The following is an 18,222-nucleotide window of genomic DNA, read 5'->3' as shown; positions in this document are numbered from 1 at the left end:
CAACGGGGGACCAGTGCGTTCGCCGTACCGTTTTTCCACGCTGGTTTCGAAGCCCCGGCTGTGACGACCACTGGTGAGGACTCCGACCCGTTCGACGCCGACGTACTCGCGGTAGCGGCCCGAACCCACGACGTGAGCGGAGCAGATCTGTCGGGTGCCGTGGCGCGCCACCAGGAGAGCGTCGAGGCGCTCCCGGGCGTCGAGAACCTGGCCTACGAGTGGCGAAGACAGTACGAGTCGCCGCTCCTCGAGCGAACTTCAGACGCCTACTACCTCGTGGTTCCCGACCACGTATGGGCCGAGTTCGGCGACGCCCTCGCCCTCTCGGACGCGATGCTCGACGCCGTCCGGGACGTTCACCGGCGAACTGTCGAAGAGCGAACGGACGCCCCGTCTGATCCCCCTGGTCGTCAGGCGTACGTAGTCCTCGACAGATCCGTCGGCGACGGAGCGGCGGGCGAGGGGTGACGTCCCACGCGGACCCACAGAACGCAGGGAATTTATTCGGCAGACCAAAACATTTGTTATCGAATCGGGAACGAAGTTTTCCGATAGAGGTGTCTTTAAGTGCCTGGCGTCCCAATCTATTGATAGCTATGAGCCAGCAAGAGGAGTCCGTCCACCGCAAGTTCGGTAGCGTCGAAGAGAACGCCCTTCGGATCCCCGTCGACAAGGCAGAGCAGATCATCGACGCGCTGAACGCGGATCTGGCGGACACGTACGTCCTGTACCACCAGCTCAAGAAGCACCACTGGAACGTCGCCGGCGCGGAGTTCCTCGAACTCCACGAGTTCCTCGGAGACGCGGCCTACCACGCCGAGGAGGGCGCCGACGAACTCGCCGAACGCCTCCAGGCGCTGGGCGGGACGCCCGCCGCCGGCTTCGACCAGATTCAGGACGCCGCGACGGTGTCGCCCGAGGGTGAAGACGTCTACACGATCCGCGCGTCACTGGAGAACGATCTGGAGATCTACGGCGACATCATCGAGTCGCTGCGCGACCACGTCGAACTCGCCCAGAACCTCGGCGACCACGCGACCGCAGAGATCCTGCGCGAGATTCTCGTCGAGGTCGAGGACGACGCCCACCACGTCGAACACTACCTCGAGAACGACACGCTGGTCGCCGAGACGGCGCAGTAGAACGTTCGAGCCGGGGAACCGCTCGGAGAATCGGCCTTCGACTTTATCGGTCGAGTTCGACCGTGAGATCCGTCGCTATCCAGCCATCGGAGTTGCCTTCTTCGGTGAAGACGGTCCGGTCCGGATTGCAACAGTGGGCAGTCACCGTCGTCTCCTCGTCGACGTCTGGCAGTTCGACCGCGTCCGGGGACTCGCTCATCGAGTACGATTAGGCACCCCTAAAGCTAAAAGGATTTTGGTCCGCCTAAACGTCGCGGCGGCTTTTTATGATACTGTCTCCAAGAGACTGACATGAGTTCTTCGCCCGACGACACCGACGTCGGTCCACTGGTCGCCGACCTGGTCCGAACGTTACAGGAACTGGAAGAAGAGTTCGAACCGCGGACGGAGCGCGGCCTGCCGCGCCCGCCGTCGCCGCGCGAACTGATGCGCTTCACGAGCGACGTCGGCATCCCCGGCGTCATCCTCCTCCTGCGGACGAACATCGAGGCGCTGAAGCTACTCCAGCGCGCCCTGCGGCTCGCAGACGGCCGCGCGCCGACGACGGGAACGGGTAGCACCGAGGTCCGACAGCGCGCGGAACGCCTGAGCCGGACGACGCTCTCGCGACTCGACGGAGCGCTGGCAGACCTGCAGGACGCCGTCGAGGGCCGGCCCGAGGACGACGACGCGCGCGAACTGCTCGACGAGGCTCGCGGCCTGCAAAACCAGGTCGAAGCGAAGCTACGAGAAAGAGCTGACGACGACCCGGCCCCCGATTCGACCGACTCCGGGGGCTCGGCAGAACCGCTTCCCGACGAGTCCGTCCCCGTCGACGTCGACGCGGAACTCGAGTCGATCAAGGAGGAGTTCGGAGACGAAAACGGTGATTCCGCGGGCGACGGTGACGAGAGCGACGGTAATGGGTCGGGCAACGATGGGAAGACGGACAATCAGGGCGAGGGACCCGGCGACGACGCCGGGAACTGACGAGCGAACGGCGAGGAAGCGGCATCGCTATAATTGGCTGCCGGCGAACGCTTCGTGGTCTGACGGCCGGCTAAATCCACTCACTCGACGGGCTCGAACTGGTACCCGTCCCACGCCTGACTCGCCGGTTCCTTGATCCCGGCCTCGGGGTCCCGCAGTTCTTCGGCGTACACCGGTTCGACCGCGTCACCGGTCTCGACGTCGTCGTCTTCGGTCACCTGGCCGATGGCGCGGACGAAATCGTCGCCGCCGTCGGTGGCGTCGCTCACGTCGAACTCGACGATGGCGATGGTGTTGGGCGCGCGGACGCCGGGGGGCGTCGCCGTCGACGTCGTCCACGTGACGACTTCGCCGGTGCGGTCGGCCAGGTCGACCGTGTCGGTCTGGGGTTCGTGGCACTCAGGACACAGCGTGTGCCCGGGATACGTGACGTGACCGTTCTGACAGATGTGCGCGTCGAACGTCATTGGCTTGCCTCCATGATGGTGGTGATGACACAGTTCCCGAAGCCGCCGACGTTGCAGGCCAGGGCCGTGTCGGCCTCGACCTGTCGCGGACCGGCGTCGCCGATGACCTGCTTGTATATCTCGTACCCCTGCGCGACGCCGCTGGCGCCGAGCGGGTGGCCCTTGGACTTCAGGCCGCCCGAGGTGTTGATGGGGAGTTCGCCGTCCCGTTCGGTCCGGCCCGCCTCGACGTCTTTCCAGGCCTCGCCGTGATCGGCGAAGTCCAGGCCCTCCATCTGGAGGAACTCGAGGATGGTGAACATGTCGTGGAGTTCGGCCACGTCGACGTCGTCGGGTCCGATGCCAGCCATCTCGTAGGCCTGTTTCCCGGACTCGACGACGCCGCCCATGACGGTCGGGTCGTCGCGCTCGTGGACGACGTGGGTATCGGTGGCGCCACCGATACCGCTAATCACGGCATAGTCGTCGGTGTACTCCTCGGCGACGTCGACCGGACAGAACATGAGCGCTGCGCTCCCGTCCGTGATGGGACAGAAGTCGTAGAGACGCAGCGGGTCGGCGACGATGGGCGAGTCCAGAATCGTCTCCACGTCGACCTCCTTCTGGAACTGGGCGTGGGGATTGTCCACGCCGTTGGCGTGGTTCTTCGCGGCGACCTTCGCGAGCGAGTCCCGGGGCGCGTCGAAGCGTTCGAGGTAGTGACGCGCCGTCATCCCCGCGAAGGAGGGCAACGTTACGCCGTGTTTGTACTCCGCCGGATGCGTGATGGAGGCGATGACGTCGGTCGCCTCGGCGGTGGTCCTGTGGGTCATCTTTTCGCCGCCGACGAGCAGCGTCATCTCGCTGGCGCCCGAGGCGATGGACTGCCAGGCCTCGTAGATACCGGCGCCGCCCGAGGAGGAGGTCTGGTCGACCCGCTCGCTGTAGGCCGGCATCAGCCCCAGGTCGTGGGCGAGCGCGTTCATGATGCCGCCCTGCCCCTCGAACTCGCCACTGGCCATGTTCGAGACGTAGAGGTGGTCCACTTCGTCCGGAGCGACGGCCGCGTCGGCCAGGCAGGCCTCGCCCGCCTCCGCGATCAGTTCGCGGATCCAGGCGTCGCGTTGCCCGAACTGCGTCATCGACGCGCCGATTACTGCGACGTCCATGTCCGGTGTCTCTCACGGAGGGGTTGTGTTCGTTGCGGTTCTCGCAGTCTCCGCTGGAACCACACCGGCGGAGTGGGTCCGCTGGCAGCAGGATCCGTCAGTCTGGCCAACATATTTTCGTCCGCAGCCCAGACGTCGTGGTATGCCTCGATCCTGGATCGACCTGGAGTGCCCCAGCTGCGGCGAAGACTGGGAAGCGGACCCCTCGGACCTCCCGTCGCCCGACGCGACGTTCGAGTGCCGGAGCTGCGGCGAGGAGCGACTGATGACCGAGTTCACGAAGACCCAGCGGAGCCTGGAGATACTCAAGGAGTTCCAGTGAGCTGAACGGGGATCAGAAGGGGTACTCCCGACGTTCGTGCTGAAGGGAAATCCACTTCTCCTCTGTGACTTCGGCGAGAATCGCAGTGGTGTTGAAAGCGCCGACACCGGAGGCCTTCGTCCCGCTGAATGGGACGTGGGCCTCGTCGTTGATCGGCTGGTCGCCGACGTGGACCATCCCGGTGTCCAGTCGCTCGGCTATCTGCATCCCCGTACCGACGTCGCCGGCGTGGACCGACCCCGACAGGCCGTACTGGGTATCGTTGTGGATCTCGACGGCCTCGTCGACGTCCGAGAACGGGATGACCGGTGCGATGGGGCCGAAGTGCTCGTGGCACGCGGCAGACATCTCGTTGGTCATCCCAGACAGGACCGTCGGCGCGACGAGGAGCGAGTCGTCGACGCCGTCCATCGGGACTGTCTCACCGCCCGTCTCGACAGTCGCTCCCTCCTCGACCGATTCGTCGACGTACTCCAGCATCTGATCGCGTTGAGATTCGTCGATGATCGGTGCGACGACCGTCTCCTCGTCGTGTGCGCTGCCGACCGGGAGCGACTCGGCGCGCTCGGTGAGCCGTTCGACGTACTCGTCGTAGACGTCCACGTGGACGATGTGGCGGTTGATCGAGATGCAGACCTGGCCTTGGTGGACAAACGAGCCGAAGACGGCCGAGTCGATTGCCGCCTCGAGGTCGGCGTCTGCCGTCACGATGTGGCCGTTGTTGCCCCCGAGTTCCAGCGACACCGTCGAGAGGTTCTCGCCGGCCGTCGCGCCGACGCCACGCCCGACGGGGGTCGACCCGGTGAACGTCACCACGTCGCTCTCGGGGTGACCGGCCACCGCGTCGCCGATATCGGACCCGTGCCCGGTCACGACGTTGACGACGCCGTCGGGGACGCCCGCTTCCTCGTACAGTTTCGCGAAGAGCAACCCACCCGATATGGGCGTGTTCGTCGCGGGTTTGACGACGACAGTGTTCCCCGTCGCGATGGCCGGGCCGATCGCCCGTCCGGAGAGGTTCACCGGGAAGTTCCACGGCGAGATGACGGTGACGACCCCCTGCGGGACGCGCCTGACCAGGTTTTCCTTGCCGGGAACGTTCGAGTCCGCCTGTTCACCCTTCATTCGCCGCGGGAAGGTGGCCGCCTCTGCGGCCTGGTCCGAGGCTATCTGGACGGAGGTCGCGCCCATTATCTGCGACCCGCCGGCCTCGTGTGCCAGCAGTTCGATTATCTCCGCCTCGTACTCGTGGAGTAACTGGGCGAACTCCTGGGCCACGCGCTCGCGCTCGGCTGGCGGCGTCTGCTCCCACTCGGGCTGTGCGGCGGCGGCCGCCTCGTACGCCGCGTCGACGTCGGCCTCCACGCCGGCCGGGACGCGCGTTATCTCTTCTCGTGTCGACGGGTCTTCGACGGCTATCTCGTCGTCGCCCTCGGAGGGCACCCACTCGCCGTCGATGTACTGTGCGTTCCAGTCGGCGTCGATGGAAAGGTCTGGAGACATCAGTCCCACTTGTAGTGGCTCACTGATAAGTCGCGCGCGCAATCAGTTCCGACTGTCGGGTGAATAGGGCGCAGTCCCACTGATGTCGGGGCACGAAAACCGACGCCGCCGACGAACTCGATCCGTTACCGGGGGAACGCTCGCCCGGCGGCTTTCCACTCTTCGCCCTTCCGCACGTTTCGGGGGAGGCGGCGTTTCCCGAACGACCGGAGCCTGTCGGCGAAGCACCACTCGTCGACGTACTCGACGGTCTCGGCGTCCCGGGCCGCCGCCGCGGCTCGCTGCTGGTCCGTCAGGTGCCCGCCGACGGTGGCGACGATCGCGGCCGCCTCGGCCGCCGTCGCGTCGTCCGGGACGTCGACGGCGACATCGGTGTCGCCGAGCGTGAGCGACACCAGTTCGGACGCTGCCGCGTGGTCTCCCTCTGCCGACTGACCGTCTGTCGATTCGGACCGGCCGTCCGTAGATTCGAGCGACGACATGGTCACAGGGGGATGTTCCCGTGGTCCTTCGGGGGCGTATCCTCGCGCTTGCGCGTGAGCAGGTCCAGATCGTCGACGAGCCGTTTCCGCGTCTCCTTCGGTTCGATGACGTCGTCGAGGTAGCCCCGTCGTGCCGGACCGTAGGGGTGGGCGAACTCCTCGCGGAACTCGTCCATCAGTTCCTCACGGCGGGCGTCGGGGTCGTCCGCGTCGGCGATCTCCTGGCGGTGGAGGATGTTGACTGCACCCCTGGGACCGAGCACCGCCATCTCGGAGCCGGGCCAGGCGTAGTTGACGTCCGAGCCGAGGAACTTCGAGGACATGACGATGTAGGCGCCGCCGTAGGCCTTTCGGACGACGACGGAGAGCAGCGGGACCGTCGCCTCCGCGTACGCGTAGATGAGCTTCGCGCCCCGGCGGATGATCCCGTTGTGTTCCTGCTCGGTGCCGGGCATGAACCCGGGGACGTCCACGAACGAGATGACGGGGACGTTGAACGAGTCGCAGGTGCGGATGAAGCGGGCGGCTTTCTCCGAGGCGTCGATGTCGAGCGTGCCCGCGCTCACGCGAGGCTGATTGGCGACGATTCCGACCGACCGGCCGTCCATTCGGCCGAAGCCGACGACCACGTTGCGCGCCCAGTTCTCCTGGACCTCGAAGAAGGACTCCTCGTCGACGACCCGGTCGATGACCTCCGTCATGTCGTAGGGCTTGCGCGGCGCGTTCGGGACGATGTCGGCCAGTTCCGGCACCTCCCTGTCCGGTTCGTCCCAGGGCTTGACCCGCGGCGGGTCCTCCATGTTGTTCTGTGGGAGATAGGAGAGGAGCCGCCGGATGTTCTCCAGGGCCTCTTCTTCAGAATCGTACGCGAAGTGGGCGACGCCTGACTTCGAGGAGTGCGAGCCGGCACCGCCGAGTTCCTCCTTCGACACCTGCTCGCCGGTGACCGTCTCGATGACGTTCGGGCCGGTGATGAACATGTGGCTGGTGTCCTCGACCATGAAGGTGAAGTCCGTCAGCGCGGGGGAGTAGGTCGCGCCGCCGGCACACGGCCCCATGACCGCCGAGATCTGGGGGATCAGGCCGGAGGCCTCCGTGTTGCGATTGAATATCTTGGCGAAACCGACCAGTGAGTCGACCCCCTCCTGGATGCGTGCGCCGCCGGAGTCGTTGAGCCCGATGACCGGGACGCCGTTCTCGATGGCCCGGTCCATCACCTTGCAGATCTTCTCGGCGACGACCTCGCCGACAGAGCCGCCGAGGACGGTGAAGTCGTGAGCGAAGAGGAACACCTTCCGGCCGTCGACCTCGCCGTAGCCCGTGACGACGGCGTCGCCGGGGAACGTCTTCTCGCCCATCCCGAAGTTGGTCGAGCGGTGTTCGACGAACGCGTCGACCTCCGTGAACGTCCCGTCGTCGACGAGGAAGTCGACGCGCTCGCGGGCGGTCATCTTCCCCTTCTCGTGCTGGGCCTCGATTCGCGCCTCGCCGCCACCGCGTTCGGCCTCGCGTCGTCGTTCCCGGAGTTCCTCGACCGGGTCCGACGGCTCGGTCGCCTCGGCCGCGTCGTCGCCGTCCGGCTCTTCTTGCTTGCTCACCGTCGCTCACCTCGGCGACGCGTCAGCGAGCGCCCCACCGCAGGCCCGCTCTCGGGGTCGAATTCGGGCTCGACGGCGTCGGGTTCCGGATTCGAAATAGTGCCCACGTGGGCGACAGGGCGTCGGGCCGGACTCGACCCGTCGTGTCTCGCGTTCATGTACACAATCGGCGCTCCGAGCCAAATAATAGTTTACCCTGTCCGTCGAAACGGGGCGACTGAATACCGGTGGACTAGTCGGCGACGGTCCCCGGCGGTTCCTCGCGGCCGACGCGAATCTCGAAGGCCTCGATGTCCTCGTAGGAGGCGACCTGGTCACCGACGTCGACGGGCCCGTCGTCGGTGTCGACGGTGAGCGTCGCAACCTCCCGGTTCTGGCCGAACGTCGCCTCCGAGATGCGGCCCTCGACGACCCAGTGGTCGCCGGTTTCGACGTCCCGGCCCTCGATGGTCGCGTAGAACTCGCCTTCGAGCACCTGCAGGTCGGAGATGCACCGGCGAATCGTCCCGTATCGCCGCGGGAACGGGAGGTTCTCGCCGTCGGAGTATATCTCCTCGGCGGTCGTCCACAGCACCATGTTGAAGAAGCCGGAGACGAGGAAGCCCAGTTCCGAGCGGTTGAAGATGACGCCGTAGCGGTCGTTGTCTCCGCGAATACTTTCCCGCGTCGCGTACATCGAGTAGTTCCCGTCCGCGACGGCGACGACGGGTGTCGTGATTCCGCGGCGGGCCCGGACCGTCGACGCGATCGAGGGGTAGTCGACGTCGTCGGTCGAGGGGGCTTCCGTGGTCGGGGAGACCAGTATCTCGATGGCGATGCCGTCCTCGGCCCGCTCTTGCAGTTTCCCCGCGAACCGTTCGAGGAGGCCGGGGGTCAGCGACAGCATCAGTTCGTATTCGGCCGACGCGATGATGTCGTCCAGGTAGCGGAGGATGCTCGGTCGCGACTTGACGAGTGAGACCGCCTCCGGTTTCCGCGTCGGCGCGGTGTAGCGCTGGGACAGGTCCTCGACCAGTTCGTCGAGGGACTCCTGGACCTCGTCGAAGGCCTCGCGCGGGTCGATAGCGAGTACCTTCATCGGGCGGGTGTCCTTCAGTTCGACTAGTCCGACGTCACTCAGGCTGCGCACCGTGTCGTAGACGCGCGGCTGTGGGATGTCGGTCGTCTCGGACAGTTCCGACGCCGTCACCTCACCGTGTTCGAGAATAGCGAGATAGGCGGAGACCTCGTACTCGCCGAGGTCGAAGTGCGTGATGACCCGTTCCAGTGCGTCCCTCAGATCGGGGGCAGCCATGGGCGAGCGTTCGGTGACGTTCACAATCAGTCTTCCGACAGGAGGCCACGGGAACCCTCGTCGGTTCCGTCGACGTGGTGGTCTGGCCGGTGTCTGGAGAGGGGCCCTGGGCCGCCGTCTCGGACAGGGATCCTGGACAGGCGGGCGGCCGGTAGGTCGGGATTACTCGATAGCGACGGCTCGTCCTTCCTCGCTCGACCGGTAGATACCGTCCATTATCTTCTGGACCTCCAGGCCCTGTTCGACGGTGTTCATGGCCGGGTGTCTCCCTTCGGCGACGGCCCGCAGGAAGTGCTGCTGTTCGATGCCGTGGGCCTCCCGGTCCGTCGTCTCGACGTCGATGTCGCGGTGGTGGTTGACGCCGTCGTCGGCGGTCTCGTGGACGGTCATCCCCTCTTCGGAGATGTCGAACTGCGCGCCGGCGTCCGTGCCGCGGACGAAAAAGTCCTGGCTGGGTTCACGGTTCGCCGCCCAGGCGACTTCCAGCGAGATGGTGGCGCCGTTGGCACAGCGGATGAACGCGGTGGCGGAGTCCTCGACGTCGAAGTTCCCGACGCCGCGGTCCTCGCCCCACATGTAGAGGTAGCTGTACTCCTCCTCTGAACCGAACTGTGACCGGGTCGTCGCCGACACTTCCTCCACGTCCGGGTAGCCCATGAGGTAGAGTGCGAGGTCGATCGCGTGCGTTCCGATGTCGATGACGGCGCCGCCACCGGAGACGTCCTTGCGGGTGAACCAGCTTCCCCGGCCGGGGACACCGCGTCGCCGGATGTAGTTGGCCTCGACGTGGGTGACGTCGCCGAGTTTTCCCTGTTCACGGTAGCTGTTGAGCACCTGGACCGGGCCCCAGAACCGGTTGTGGAAGCCGACCATACAGAACCCCTGGGCGTCGCGGGCGGCGTCGGCGATGCGCTGGGCGCTCTCGAGCGTGTGCGCGAGGGGCTTCTCGACGAGGACGTCGAGGCCGGCTTCCAGCGCGGCGACGACGTACTCCTCGTGGAAGCGGTTGGGCGTCGAGACGACGACGGCGTCGACCAGTTCGTACATCTCGGCGTGGACCTCGAACACCTCGGCGCCGTAGTCCTCCGCGAACATCGCGCGCGCCTCCGGGGAGACGTCGGTGCCGGCGACGACCTGGCCGCCGTAGCCGATTATCTCGTCCGCGTGGAGCTGAGCGATGTTCCCGAGGCCGACGAATCCAACGCGAACGTCCGAGACAGCCGTCATCTCGCTCCTCCACCGGGCCGGTGAGGAGTGGTCGGGAATCGAACGACGGGGGAGGGGTGTTCTGGTATGGCCATCATAATACTCGTTAATTGGTAGTAATGGCTACACTCGCATAAACGGTGAGGTTTCATTTAGTACACCTGTTGTTCCTGGCTGCTATCACTCGATATTCTGGACTATCCCGTCTCGTAACATTGTGGATGCCGCCTTTGCCGTAGTAATCAGCTGATTAACTACACTTGCTGTCCAAACTGAAACGAACAGGACCCGCAAATTGGGGACGGGTTGTGGTGCCGCCGCGGTGACGCGGTAGTCGTTGCAGAGCGGCCCCAGGAGTCTGTACGCGGCCGGTAATCTCCCATTTCTCCCGGCAGCAGTGGTACGCCGGCAGTACTGTGTGGAGAGAATCGGGGGGACGATCCGAGGGCAGATGACCGTCCATACCGCGGTAAGCAGAGCCTACGGCGGCAGAACGCTCTCGAAGACCCTCACTCAGGCCGACCGTTCGATCGGCTCGAGGTTAGATGCGAGGTCCGCCATCGCCTTGCTCGAAGACACCTCCTGACCGACGGCGCGGTTCGCCTGCTGGGCGACGAGGCTCGCCTGGTCGTTCCACACTCGCGTCACCGGCGCCGGCATCGCGTTCGCGCCGGCGACGCCGAAGGTCGGCGCGTACTCGCCGACTCCCCCGGTGTTCCACACGTCACCCGACTCGTACAGCGCGGGCCGTGGCGGCAACCATCCCAGAATAGCGATCAGGTCCGTCTGGAAGCCCGGGTCGGTCACCACCTCGAGGACCTGCGCGACCGCGTCCCGGTCCTGGCTGTCGGAATCCACCGTCACGTACCGACCGCGCACGGCCGACGTCGTCCCGCCAGTACCGTCTGCGCGGGCCTCGTCCTCGGTGACGGCGTACGGGAGAGGGATGGCACCGATCCGTTCGGCGCGCTCCGACGCGCCCCCGTCTTCGAGGTCGCTGACGATCGCCGTCAACGTGCTCGCCCAGTTGCGGTGGAACACCGCGTCGCCGTTCGTGAACGGAACCCGTGACCCTTCCTCGATCCAGCCGAGTATCTCGGTCGGTGCGAACCCGCCGGCGTACGCTTCCAGCCCCGACACGCCTTCGTCGTGGACGAACTTGCGCATCATGTTCAGCGACCGGACGACCGGGTCGGAGTTGACAGTGATCGGTCGCTCGCCGACCGGGCCGAAGAGATTGTCACGGCCGCCGAAGTACGCGCCGCCCCACGAACTCATCACCTCGTTGAACGTACAGCAGGCCGTCCCCTCGTAGATGTCCCACTGGGTCGTAAAGCCGTAGTCGACGCCCGCGTGGTCGGTCACGTCCGCCGCGACGTTGGACCACTCCTCCCACGTCATCGGCTCGGTCGCCCAGTCGTTCTCGACGGGGTCGTACCCCGCCGCCTCGACGAGGTCCTTCCGGTAGAGCATCGTCCCGAAATCCGCGGCCACCGGCACGCCATACTGTGTTTCCCCGTCGGGACTGCGACCCAGCGCGGCGAGGGCTTCGAAGTACTCCCCGTCGGATTCCGCCAGGCGCTCCTCGGAGACGAGCGCAGAGAGTTCGGCCAGCTGGTCGCGAGCGGCGAACGGGATCACCCAGTCGGATTCCACGAGGAACACGTCAGGACCGTCTTCGTCCGACGCGAGGGCCTGGTCGAACTCGGCGAGACGCTGGGCCGGGTCCGGGTCTCCGGGCTCGAACCGCACGTCGACGTCGGTGGAGAGGCCGTGGTCGTGGAGCGCGCGCGCTATCGCGTCCCCCTCCGCTTCAGTGAGAGGTTCGAACGCCCACCTGACGGTCGAGTCGTCGGTCGGCTCCCGGGTCGTCCCGACCGTCTCACTCTCGGACCGTTCCGTCACTGTCGCTCCGTGTGGGGTTCTGCGGCCGCCGATCGGACAGCCCGCCAGTGCCGCGGCGAGACCGGTCCCAGCGGTGCTCGCGAGGAATCGACGCCGCGAGACGGGACGCCTTCCGTCGCCGGGGCCGCACTCGTCAGTCATCGACATCCGACATATCGCAGCACGGACGGTTAAAGCGTGAGGGATCGCACGAGCAGACCACCGGCACCGGAGCGGACTGAACCGCGAGAGGCGGGCCCGACCACCACGATTCGCGCACCAACGTTGAAACGGCATCGGCACCTCTACAGCAGATATGCGCGGTCTCTCCCGGCTGCAGGACCCCGCCCACACTGGACCGAACCGGTGCCTGCCGTGTACGGCGGTCAACGGTGCCTTCCTCGTCGTCGTCACTGCGCTGGTCGCCGCAGCGTCCGGCCCCTGGCTCGCCGTCGCCGTGCTCGTCACCGGGGCGGTCCTCGTCTGGCGACGCGGCTACCTGGTCCCGTACACGCCGCGCTTTGCCCCCCAGTTAGTCGAGGCGCTCCCGGTCCCCGACGACTGGTTCCGGAACCCGCCACAGCAGGGGTCCCTCTCGGACGATGAATCGATCGACGGTGGGGACGTCCTCGCGACGCTGGGCGCGGCCGGCGTCGTCCGACTGGAGGGTGAGGACGTGGTACTCGAGGACGCGTTCGAACGACGCTGGCACGAGGAGATGGCGACGCTCGCGGCTCGCTCTCCCACGGCGCTCGCGGAAGCGGTTGCAGCGGTTCCCTCGGTCGAGTCCGTCGAACCCGTCCGGTCGGACGAGGACCACTGGTTCGTCGTCGACGGCCGCCACGACCTGATTCCGCGTCCCATCCTGGTGGCCGAACTGGCCGCCGTCAGGACGCTGCCCGACGCAGTCGAGCCGGAAGCGGTACGTATGGCGGCGTCGCGGGTGCTCCGGCAGTTCCTCGACGCCTGTCCGGTGTGCGGGACCGAACTCGTCCCGTCGTCGACGACCGGCTGTTGCGGGTCACCTCGATACGCACAGGAGACGCGCGTCTGTCCCGAGTGTGAACAGCGAGTACTGACGATTCCCGAACCCGAGCCAGAGAGCGATGGGTGACCCGGTCGGGCCGCTAGTAGAGCTGTCGTTCCCGTTCCTCCCGCTCTGCCTCCTCCTCGCGCTCGGCTTTCAGCTTCCGGCGACCGCGCCTGTACTGGACGATCCCCGGGACGATCTTGTTCTTCAGGTCGAACATGAACGAGACGATACCGTACACCCAGAAGAAAAAGAGGACGACCATCCCGCCCCAGTAGACGAGCGCGACTGTCTCACCCGCCATGGTCAGTCGTCGGTCTCCGCCGGGGACCCGGCCGCGCCGTCGGCGTCCGGCGGCGAGACGATGCCGTGCGTCAGCGCCTGGCCGCTCGCCGCGTCGAAGAGGTGAACGTTGCGCCGGTCGAGGACGACGTCCATCTCCTGGTCCTCCGTGATGTCGGTGTTGGGATCGATGCTCATGAGCAACTGGTCGCTCGTGGCCGCCTCCTGGGCCATCGACGTCTCGCCCTCCCCCATCAGCAGGTAGGTGAATATCTCGTCGCCCATCGGTTCGAGAACGTCGGTGATCACCTCGATTGGTCTGGAACCGCTGGAGAGCGACGCCGCCTCCGACGCCGGGTAGACGTCCTCCGGCCTGACGCCGATGGTCACCGCGTCGCCGACTCCCACTCCCTGGAACGCCGCGTGGTCGAACTCCAGGTCGAAGTACTCGGATTCCAGCCCGGACTCGGTGACGGTCCCCTCGACGAAGTTCATCGACGGCGAGCCGATGAAGCCGGCGACGAAGAGGTTGGCTGGCTCGTTGTAACAGACGAGCGGCGGGTCGATCTGCTGGAGTTTGCCCGCGTCGAGGACGGCGATGCGGTCAGCCATCGTCATCGCCTCGGCCTGGTCGTGGGTCACGTAGATGATGGTCGTGTCCAGTTCCTTGTGGAGGCGCTGGAGTTCCGTCCGCATGTGGACGCGGAGTTTCGCGTCCAGGTTCGCCAGCGGTTCGTCCATCAGGAAGACGTCGGGCTCGCGGACGATTGCGCGCGCGATGGCGACCCGCTGGCGCTGCCCGCCAGACATCTCGTCGGGCATCCGGTCGAGCATCCCCTCTAGCTGGACGATGTCGGCGGCGTGCTCGACGCGGCGGTCGATCTCCTCCCGCGGGTAGTCGCGCAGCCGCAGCCCGAAGCTGATGTTGTCGTAGACGTCCATGTGGGGGAACAGCGCGATGTTCTGGAACACCATCGCGACCCCGCGGTCTTTCGGCGGCAGGTTCGTGACGTCGCGGTCGCCGATGGTGACGGTCCCCTCGGAGGGCGTCGTGAGCCCGGCGACCATCTCCATCGTCGTCGACTTGCCACATCCCGACGGACCGACGAGACAGACGAACTCGCCGTCCTCGATGTCGAGGTTCACGTCGTCGACGGCCGTGACGTCTTCGTAGCGTTTCGTGACGTGTTCGAGTTTGAGTCGTGCCATGGTTACTCCTTGAGTGCGCCCGCGGTCAGCCCGCTGACGATGCGTTCCTGGGCGACGACGACGAGCAGGACGACGGGCAGGACCCCGACGATGCTCGCGGCCGCCATGAGGTTGAACTGGGTCGTGTACTGGGTCTGGTAGCTGAGGATGCCGCCGACGAGGGGCGACCAGTTGCCCGCGGCAAAGGACGTCGCCATGATCGTGCTGAAGAAGTACTCGTTGTAGACGGCGATGAACGTCAGGATGGCTGCGGTCGCCACGCCGGGCGCCGACAGCGGGATGATGACCCGGAACAGCGCACCGATCCGGGTCGTTCCCTCCACGCGCGCAGCGTCCTCCAGCCCGTCCGGGATCTGTGCGTAGAACGTCGTCAGGATGAAGATGGACAGGGGCAGGAACAGCGCGCTGAAGGGGATCACCATCGACCCCGGCGTGTTGAGCAGTCGCGGCGGCGTGAACAGCGGAATCTCGGTGAAGGGGACCGTTATCGGGACGTTGCCGGTGAACGCCTCGAACAGCGGGATCACGAACGCGGCCGGCGGGAAGTAGCTGATCGCGAGGATACCGAGCATGAGCGCGCCCCGGCCCGGGAAGTCGAGTCGGCCGAACGCGTAGCCGGCGAGGCTGGCGATGACGAGGACGATGACCGTCGTCGTCACCGCGAGCGCGAAGCTGTTGAGCATGAACAGGTGGAACGGCACCTGCTCGAAGACCGAGACGAACGCCGCGGGATTGAACCCCTTCGCCACCGGCAGCGGGAACTCGGCGGCCGCCCCGAACAGGTCGATCTGCGGGAGGAAGCTCCCCTGCAACAGCCGACTCTGGGGCGTCAGCGCCAGCACGAGCAGCCAGTAGAACGGGAAGAGCGTCGTCACCATGAAGAAGATCATGACCACGTAGAACAGCGCGCGGTACACCCGCTCGGGGTTCTGCATGGCGCGCTGGGTCCAGCGTTCGAGCGGACCGCCCTCCGGCTCGTCCGGTTCGACCCTGTCGTCGCGTCGGTCTGACGTCGCCATCTCAGATCCCCTCCTTGTACTGCTGGTAGATGATAGCAGTCACCGCGACGCCGATGATGGCTGCAGTGACGAACGCGATGGCCGCCGAGGTGCCTTGCCTGGTCAGGAACGTCGTGACGACCATGCAGGACAGCGACGGCACGACCTCACAGCCGGCGACCGCGTCGATGAGGCCGTAGATGCGCATCGCCTGGACGGTGCGGAAGAGTACGGCGATACCGATGGTCGGCAAGATGAGCGGGAACGTGATCAGTTTGAACTGTTGCCACCGGGTCGCGCCCGCCACCTTCGCGACGTCGTAGAGGTTCCGGTCGATGCTCTGGAGCCCTGCGAGGATGAGCAGCGCCATGAACGCCGACGTCTTCCAGATGTCGGCGACGGTGACGATGAACAGCGCGCTCGCCGGGTCGTTGAGCGTGTTCCGCTCGGCGAGCAGCCCCAGGTCGGCCAGTGGCTGGACGAGGAACCCGATCTCGGGGTGGAACATCAGGAAGAAGATCATCCCCTGGATGACGATGGGGACCGCCCACGGGATGATGATCGCCGCGCGCACCCAGCGGCGGCCGGGGAAGTCCTGGTCGAGGACGAGCGCCTGTCCCAGGCCGATGATCGTCTCGAACGACACCGCCACGACTGCGAACAGTAGCGTCACGACCAGCGCACTGGATATCATCGCGTCGAAGGTCAGGCTGGTCGGCAGGAACGTCGACGTCCCGGGGAGCCAGCGGTCCTTCTCGCCAGTGAACAGCTGGACGTAGTTGTCGAACCCGACGAACGTCTGGGACGCCTGGTTGATGCTGGTCTCGAACAGCGACAGCTCGAACGTCCGCAACAGGGGATACAGCGCCACGATTCCGAGCAGGACGAACACCGGGGACAGTAACAGGTACGCGTACTGCGTGTCGCTCAGGTTCTCTACTCGCCGCATCAGGGTGACCAGCGGTCCCGTCCGTCGTGACTCGCGACTGGATCCGGTCGCCTGTTCGGAACTCATCTGCCGGTACCCCGTTCCGTGGCCAGGTCGTTCATGGATAGTGTGTGTGTCTATCGGCAGTGATGGGGGAGCGGTCGCGTTACCCCTCGATGTTCGAGAGGGTCGATTCGAGCTGGGCCATCGCGTCGGCCGAGGAGAGGTCCTGGTTGACGGCGGCGTTGGCCTGTTCGGCGATGGCGCTGGACTCGTCGCTCCAGACGGCCGTGACCGGTCGCGCCATGGTGTTCTCACCCGCGACCTGGAGCGTGTTCATGTAGTTGCCCATCGGGTCGACGTTCGCGGCCGTCTCGGAGTTGAACAGCTCACTCCGGGGCGGCAGCCAGCCCTCCGTCTCCAGGAGGAACAGCTGGAAATCCTCCTGCATCGACGCGTCGATGACCTGCGCGACGGCGTCCAGGTTCTGGCTGTTGGGGTTCGCCGTGATGTGCCACCCGCCGAGGGCGGACGTCGTGCCGCCGGTGCCCTGGAACTGGGCTTCGCTCTCGGGGACGGCGTACGGAATCGGCATCGTCCCGAGGTCGTCGCCGAACTCGGAAGCCGCGGCGTTGATCGCGTAGGGCCAGTTCCGGTGGAAGATGGCGTTCCCGTTCGTGAACGGCGCCAGGGAGCCGTCCTCGATCCAGCCGAGGATGTTGGACGTCGTGAAGCCGCCGCCGTACCCCTGGAGGTTCTCGAAGTCCTCGTCGTGGACGAACTTTCGCATCATGTTCAGCGACTGGATCACCGGTTCGGAGTTGACAGTGATCGGTCGCTCGCCGACGGTCCCGAAGAGGTTGTCCCGGCCGCCGAAGTACGCGCCGCCCCACGAACTCATCACCTCGTTGAACGTACAGCAGGCCGTCCCCTCGTAGATGTCCCACTGGGTGGTAAAGCCGTAGTCGACGTCCGCGTTGTCGTACGTGTCGGCCGCGACGTTTGACCACTCCTCCCACGTCATCGGCTCGGTCGCCCAGTTGTTCTCCTCCGGGCTGTATCCCGCCGACTCGACGAGGTCCTTCCGGTAGAGCATCGTCGGGTAATCGGGGTAGAGCGGGACGCCGAAGAGGTCCCCTGTCTCCGGGTTGATAGCCGTCTCGGTGAACCCGGAGAAGTACTCTTCTTCGATGGTGGTCAACTGCTCGTCGTTCAGCAGCTCCGAGAGGTTCTGGATCTGGCCGCGCTGGATGAAGATGTTCACCCAGCCATTGTCCATCATGAACATGTCGGGCGTGGCTTCGCCGGCGTTCAGGAGCCGGTTGTAGTTCGCCCGTCGCTCGCCGGTGTCCGGCTGGCCCTGCTCGAACTGGACCTCGACGTCGTCCGCGAGCCCGCCCTCGCTGTGGAGCGCGCTGCTGATCTCGTCGGCGTGGTCCTGGGCCACCGTCGCGTCGAACCCCCAGGTGACTGTCGTCGCCTCGCCCCCGCCCGCGTCGCCGGCCTGTGTCCCGTTCGCGCCTCCACCGCCACCGCCGCCGTTACCGCCGCCAAGTAGCTCCGAGCACCCGGCGAGACCGGTGGCGAGACCGGACGCACCGGCACCGACGACGAACCGGCGTCGGGAGATGCTACTCCGCTCTCGGTCGTGGTCCGTGTTCGCTGCTGTCATGGCTCTCTTTTGTTGTTGTTCTCACAGAAACAAATAGGTTAGGGAACTGATTTGTTATATCACAAGAAAGTTTATTGGGTCACTGGAA

19 protein-coding genes are annotated in these 18,222 nt (G+C 65.9%); 5 read left to right on the top strand and 14 right to left on the bottom strand.

What is annotated here, in order from left to right; all coding sequences use genetic code 11:
- Nucleotides 1-60: 60 nt before the first annotated feature.
- Nucleotides 61-468, top strand: coding sequence for a DUF8048 family protein (locus AC5FRV_RS04625; protein ID WP_493559924.1), 408 nt, complete (start codon nucleotides 61-63; stop codon nucleotides 466-468).
- Between the two features lie 128 nt (nucleotides 469-596).
- Entirely contained in the window at nucleotides 597-1,142 is a 546-nt protein-coding gene (gene dpsA / locus AC5FRV_RS04620) for a DNA starvation/stationary phase protection protein DpsA (protein WP_493559923.1), read from the top strand.
- A gap of 43 nt (nucleotides 1,143-1,185) precedes the next feature.
- On the opposite strand, the gene AC5FRV_RS04615 is transcribed toward dpsA, so the two are convergent.
- Nucleotides 1,186-1,341: a hypothetical protein gene (locus tag AC5FRV_RS04615; protein WP_493559922.1), complete on the bottom strand. Its 156-nt coding sequence runs from the start codon at nucleotides 1,339-1,341 to the stop codon at nucleotides 1,186-1,188.
- A 92-nt stretch (nucleotides 1,342-1,433) separates the two neighbouring features.
- On the opposite strand from AC5FRV_RS04615, the gene AC5FRV_RS04610 reads away from it, so the two are divergent.
- Nucleotides 1,434-2,111, top strand: a complete 678-nt coding sequence (locus AC5FRV_RS04610) for a DUF7547 family protein (RefSeq protein ID WP_493559921.1) — start codon at nucleotides 1,434-1,436, stop codon at nucleotides 2,109-2,111.
- A gap of 80 nt (nucleotides 2,112-2,191) precedes the next feature.
- Here AC5FRV_RS04610 and AC5FRV_RS04605 read toward each other — a convergent pair whose 3' ends face one another.
- Entirely contained in the window at nucleotides 2,192-2,578 is a 387-nt protein-coding gene (locus AC5FRV_RS04605) for a Zn-ribbon domain-containing OB-fold protein (protein WP_493559920.1), read from the bottom strand.
- Nucleotides 2,575-3,726: a thiolase family protein gene (locus AC5FRV_RS04600; protein WP_493559919.1), complete on the bottom strand. Its 1,152-nt coding sequence runs from the start codon at nucleotides 3,724-3,726 to the stop codon at nucleotides 2,575-2,577. The genes AC5FRV_RS04605 and AC5FRV_RS04600 overlap by 4 nt, the downstream gene beginning before the upstream one ends.
- A gap of 142 nt (nucleotides 3,727-3,868) precedes the next feature.
- Between AC5FRV_RS04600 and AC5FRV_RS04595 the strand changes: the two genes are divergently transcribed.
- A complete protein-coding gene (locus tag AC5FRV_RS04595; RefSeq protein WP_493559918.1) occupies nucleotides 3,869-4,048 on the top strand; it encodes a DUF7836 family putative zinc-binding protein in 180 nt (59 codons plus the stop codon).
- A 12-nt stretch (nucleotides 4,049-4,060) separates the two neighbouring features.
- Here AC5FRV_RS04595 and AC5FRV_RS04590 read toward each other — a convergent pair whose 3' ends face one another.
- The 6 genes from AC5FRV_RS04590 to AC5FRV_RS04565 all read right to left on the bottom strand — a co-directional run bounded on the left by AC5FRV_RS04590 (nucleotide 4,061) and on the right by AC5FRV_RS04565 (nucleotide 12,177).
- A complete protein-coding gene (locus AC5FRV_RS04590; protein WP_493559917.1) occupies nucleotides 4,061-5,551 on the bottom strand; it encodes an aldehyde dehydrogenase family protein in 1,491 nt (496 codons plus the stop codon).
- A gap of 125 nt (nucleotides 5,552-5,676) precedes the next feature.
- On the bottom strand, nucleotides 5,677-6,033 hold the full coding sequence (locus AC5FRV_RS04585) for a DUF8022 family protein (RefSeq protein WP_493560153.1): 357 nt from the start codon (nucleotides 6,031-6,033) through the stop codon (nucleotides 5,677-5,679).
- A gap of 2 nt (nucleotides 6,034-6,035) precedes the next feature.
- Entirely contained in the window at nucleotides 6,036-7,631 is a 1,596-nt protein-coding gene (locus tag AC5FRV_RS04580) for an acyl-CoA carboxylase subunit beta (protein ID WP_493559916.1), read from the bottom strand.
- 232 nt (nucleotides 7,632-7,863) lie between these two features.
- Complete coding sequence (trmB, locus tag AC5FRV_RS04575; RefSeq protein WP_493559915.1) at nucleotides 7,864-8,925, bottom strand: HTH-type sugar sensing transcriptional regulator TrmB; 1,062 nt, start codon at nucleotides 8,923-8,925, stop codon at nucleotides 7,864-7,866.
- 162 nt (nucleotides 8,926-9,087) lie between these two features.
- Nucleotides 9,088-10,152, bottom strand: a complete 1,065-nt coding sequence (locus AC5FRV_RS04570; protein WP_493559914.1) for a Gfo/Idh/MocA family protein — start codon at nucleotides 10,150-10,152, stop codon at nucleotides 9,088-9,090.
- Between the two features lie 492 nt (nucleotides 10,153-10,644).
- Nucleotides 10,645-12,177 (bottom strand): extracellular solute-binding protein, encoded by a 1,533-nt coding sequence (locus tag AC5FRV_RS04565; protein WP_493559913.1) that lies wholly within the window; start codon nucleotides 12,175-12,177, stop codon nucleotides 10,645-10,647.
- A 154-nt stretch (nucleotides 12,178-12,331) separates the two neighbouring features.
- Between AC5FRV_RS04565 and AC5FRV_RS04560 the strand changes: the two genes are divergently transcribed.
- Nucleotides 12,332-13,129, top strand: a complete 798-nt coding sequence (locus AC5FRV_RS04560) for a DUF8054 domain-containing protein (RefSeq protein ID WP_493559912.1) — start codon at nucleotides 12,332-12,334, stop codon at nucleotides 13,127-13,129.
- 13 nt (nucleotides 13,130-13,142) lie between these two features.
- Here the strand turns inward: AC5FRV_RS04560 and AC5FRV_RS04555 are convergent, their stop codons facing one another.
- The 5 genes from AC5FRV_RS04555 to AC5FRV_RS04535 all read right to left on the bottom strand — a co-directional run bounded on the left by AC5FRV_RS04555 (nucleotide 13,143) and on the right by AC5FRV_RS04535 (nucleotide 18,134).
- Nucleotides 13,143-13,349 carry a DUF8005 family protein gene (locus tag AC5FRV_RS04555; RefSeq protein WP_493559911.1) on the bottom strand — a complete coding sequence of 69 codons (207 nt, stop codon included), beginning with the start codon at nucleotides 13,347-13,349 and terminating at the stop codon, nucleotides 13,143-13,145.
- 2 nt (nucleotides 13,350-13,351) lie between these two features.
- Nucleotides 13,352-14,536, bottom strand: coding sequence for an ABC transporter ATP-binding protein (locus AC5FRV_RS04550; protein ID WP_493559910.1), 1,185 nt, complete (start codon nucleotides 14,534-14,536; stop codon nucleotides 13,352-13,354).
- Between the two features lie 2 nt (nucleotides 14,537-14,538).
- Entirely contained in the window at nucleotides 14,539-15,555 is a 1,017-nt protein-coding gene (locus AC5FRV_RS04545; protein WP_493559909.1) for a carbohydrate ABC transporter permease, read from the bottom strand.
- A 1-nt stretch (nucleotide 15,556) separates the two neighbouring features.
- On the bottom strand, nucleotides 15,557-16,549 hold the full coding sequence (locus tag AC5FRV_RS04540; protein WP_493559908.1) for a carbohydrate ABC transporter permease: 993 nt from the start codon (nucleotides 16,547-16,549) through the stop codon (nucleotides 15,557-15,559).
- 79 nt (nucleotides 16,550-16,628) lie between these two features.
- Nucleotides 16,629-18,134: an extracellular solute-binding protein gene (locus tag AC5FRV_RS04535; protein WP_493559907.1), complete on the bottom strand. Its 1,506-nt coding sequence runs from the start codon at nucleotides 18,132-18,134 to the stop codon at nucleotides 16,629-16,631.
- Nucleotides 18,135-18,222: the final 88 nt, after the last annotated feature.

It is taken from the genome of Halomicrobium sp. HArcel3 (assembly GCF_058933135.1).
Note: the sequence above shows the minus strand (reverse complement) of the source record. Positions and strands in the feature narration are given on the sequence as shown.

Excerpts from the sequence above, each read along its gene's own strand:
- dpsA (WP_493559923.1), top strand. The coding sequence starts at position 597 with ATGAGCCAGCAAGAGGAGTCCGTCCACCGCAAGTTCGGTAGCGTCGAA.
- AC5FRV_RS04615 (WP_493559922.1), bottom strand. The coding sequence starts at position 1,341 with ATGAGCGAGTCCCCGGACGCGGTCGAACTGCCAGACGTCGACGAGGAG.
- AC5FRV_RS04610 (WP_493559921.1), top strand. The coding sequence starts at position 1,434 with ATGAGTTCTTCGCCCGACGACACCGACGTCGGTCCACTGGTCGCCGAC.
- AC5FRV_RS04605 (WP_493559920.1), bottom strand. The coding sequence starts at position 2,578 with ATGACGTTCGACGCGCACATCTGTCAGAACGGTCACGTCACGTATCCC.
- AC5FRV_RS04600 (WP_493559919.1), bottom strand. The coding sequence starts at position 3,726 with ATGGACGTCGCAGTAATCGGCGCGTCGATGACGCAGTTCGGGCAACGC.
- AC5FRV_RS04595 (WP_493559918.1), top strand. The coding sequence starts at position 3,869 with ATGCCTCGATCCTGGATCGACCTGGAGTGCCCCAGCTGCGGCGAAGAC.
- AC5FRV_RS04590 (WP_493559917.1), bottom strand. The coding sequence starts at position 5,551 with ATGTCTCCAGACCTTTCCATCGACGCCGACTGGAACGCACAGTACATC.
- AC5FRV_RS04585 (WP_493560153.1), bottom strand. The coding sequence starts at position 6,033 with ATGTCGTCGCTCGAATCTACGGACGGCCGGTCCGAATCGACAGACGGT.
- trmB (WP_493559915.1), bottom strand. The coding sequence starts at position 8,925 with ATGGCTGCCCCCGATCTGAGGGACGCACTGGAACGGGTCATCACGCAC.
- AC5FRV_RS04570 (WP_493559914.1), bottom strand. The coding sequence starts at position 10,152 with ATGACGGCTGTCTCGGACGTTCGCGTTGGATTCGTCGGCCTCGGGAAC.
- AC5FRV_RS04565 (WP_493559913.1), bottom strand. The coding sequence starts at position 12,177 with ATGACTGACGAGTGCGGCCCCGGCGACGGAAGGCGTCCCGTCTCGCGG.
- AC5FRV_RS04560 (WP_493559912.1), top strand. The coding sequence starts at position 12,332 with ATGCGCGGTCTCTCCCGGCTGCAGGACCCCGCCCACACTGGACCGAAC.
- AC5FRV_RS04555 (WP_493559911.1), bottom strand. The coding sequence starts at position 13,349 with ATGGCGGGTGAGACAGTCGCGCTCGTCTACTGGGGCGGGATGGTCGTC.
- AC5FRV_RS04550 (WP_493559910.1), bottom strand. The coding sequence starts at position 14,536 with ATGGCACGACTCAAACTCGAACACGTCACGAAACGCTACGAAGACGTC.
- AC5FRV_RS04545 (WP_493559909.1), bottom strand. The coding sequence starts at position 15,555 with ATGGCGACGTCAGACCGACGCGACGACAGGGTCGAACCGGACGAGCCG.
- AC5FRV_RS04540 (WP_493559908.1), bottom strand. The coding sequence starts at position 16,549 with ATGAGTTCCGAACAGGCGACCGGATCCAGTCGCGAGTCACGACGGACG.
- AC5FRV_RS04535 (WP_493559907.1), bottom strand. The coding sequence starts at position 18,134 with ATGACAGCAGCGAACACGGACCACGACCGAGAGCGGAGTAGCATCTCC.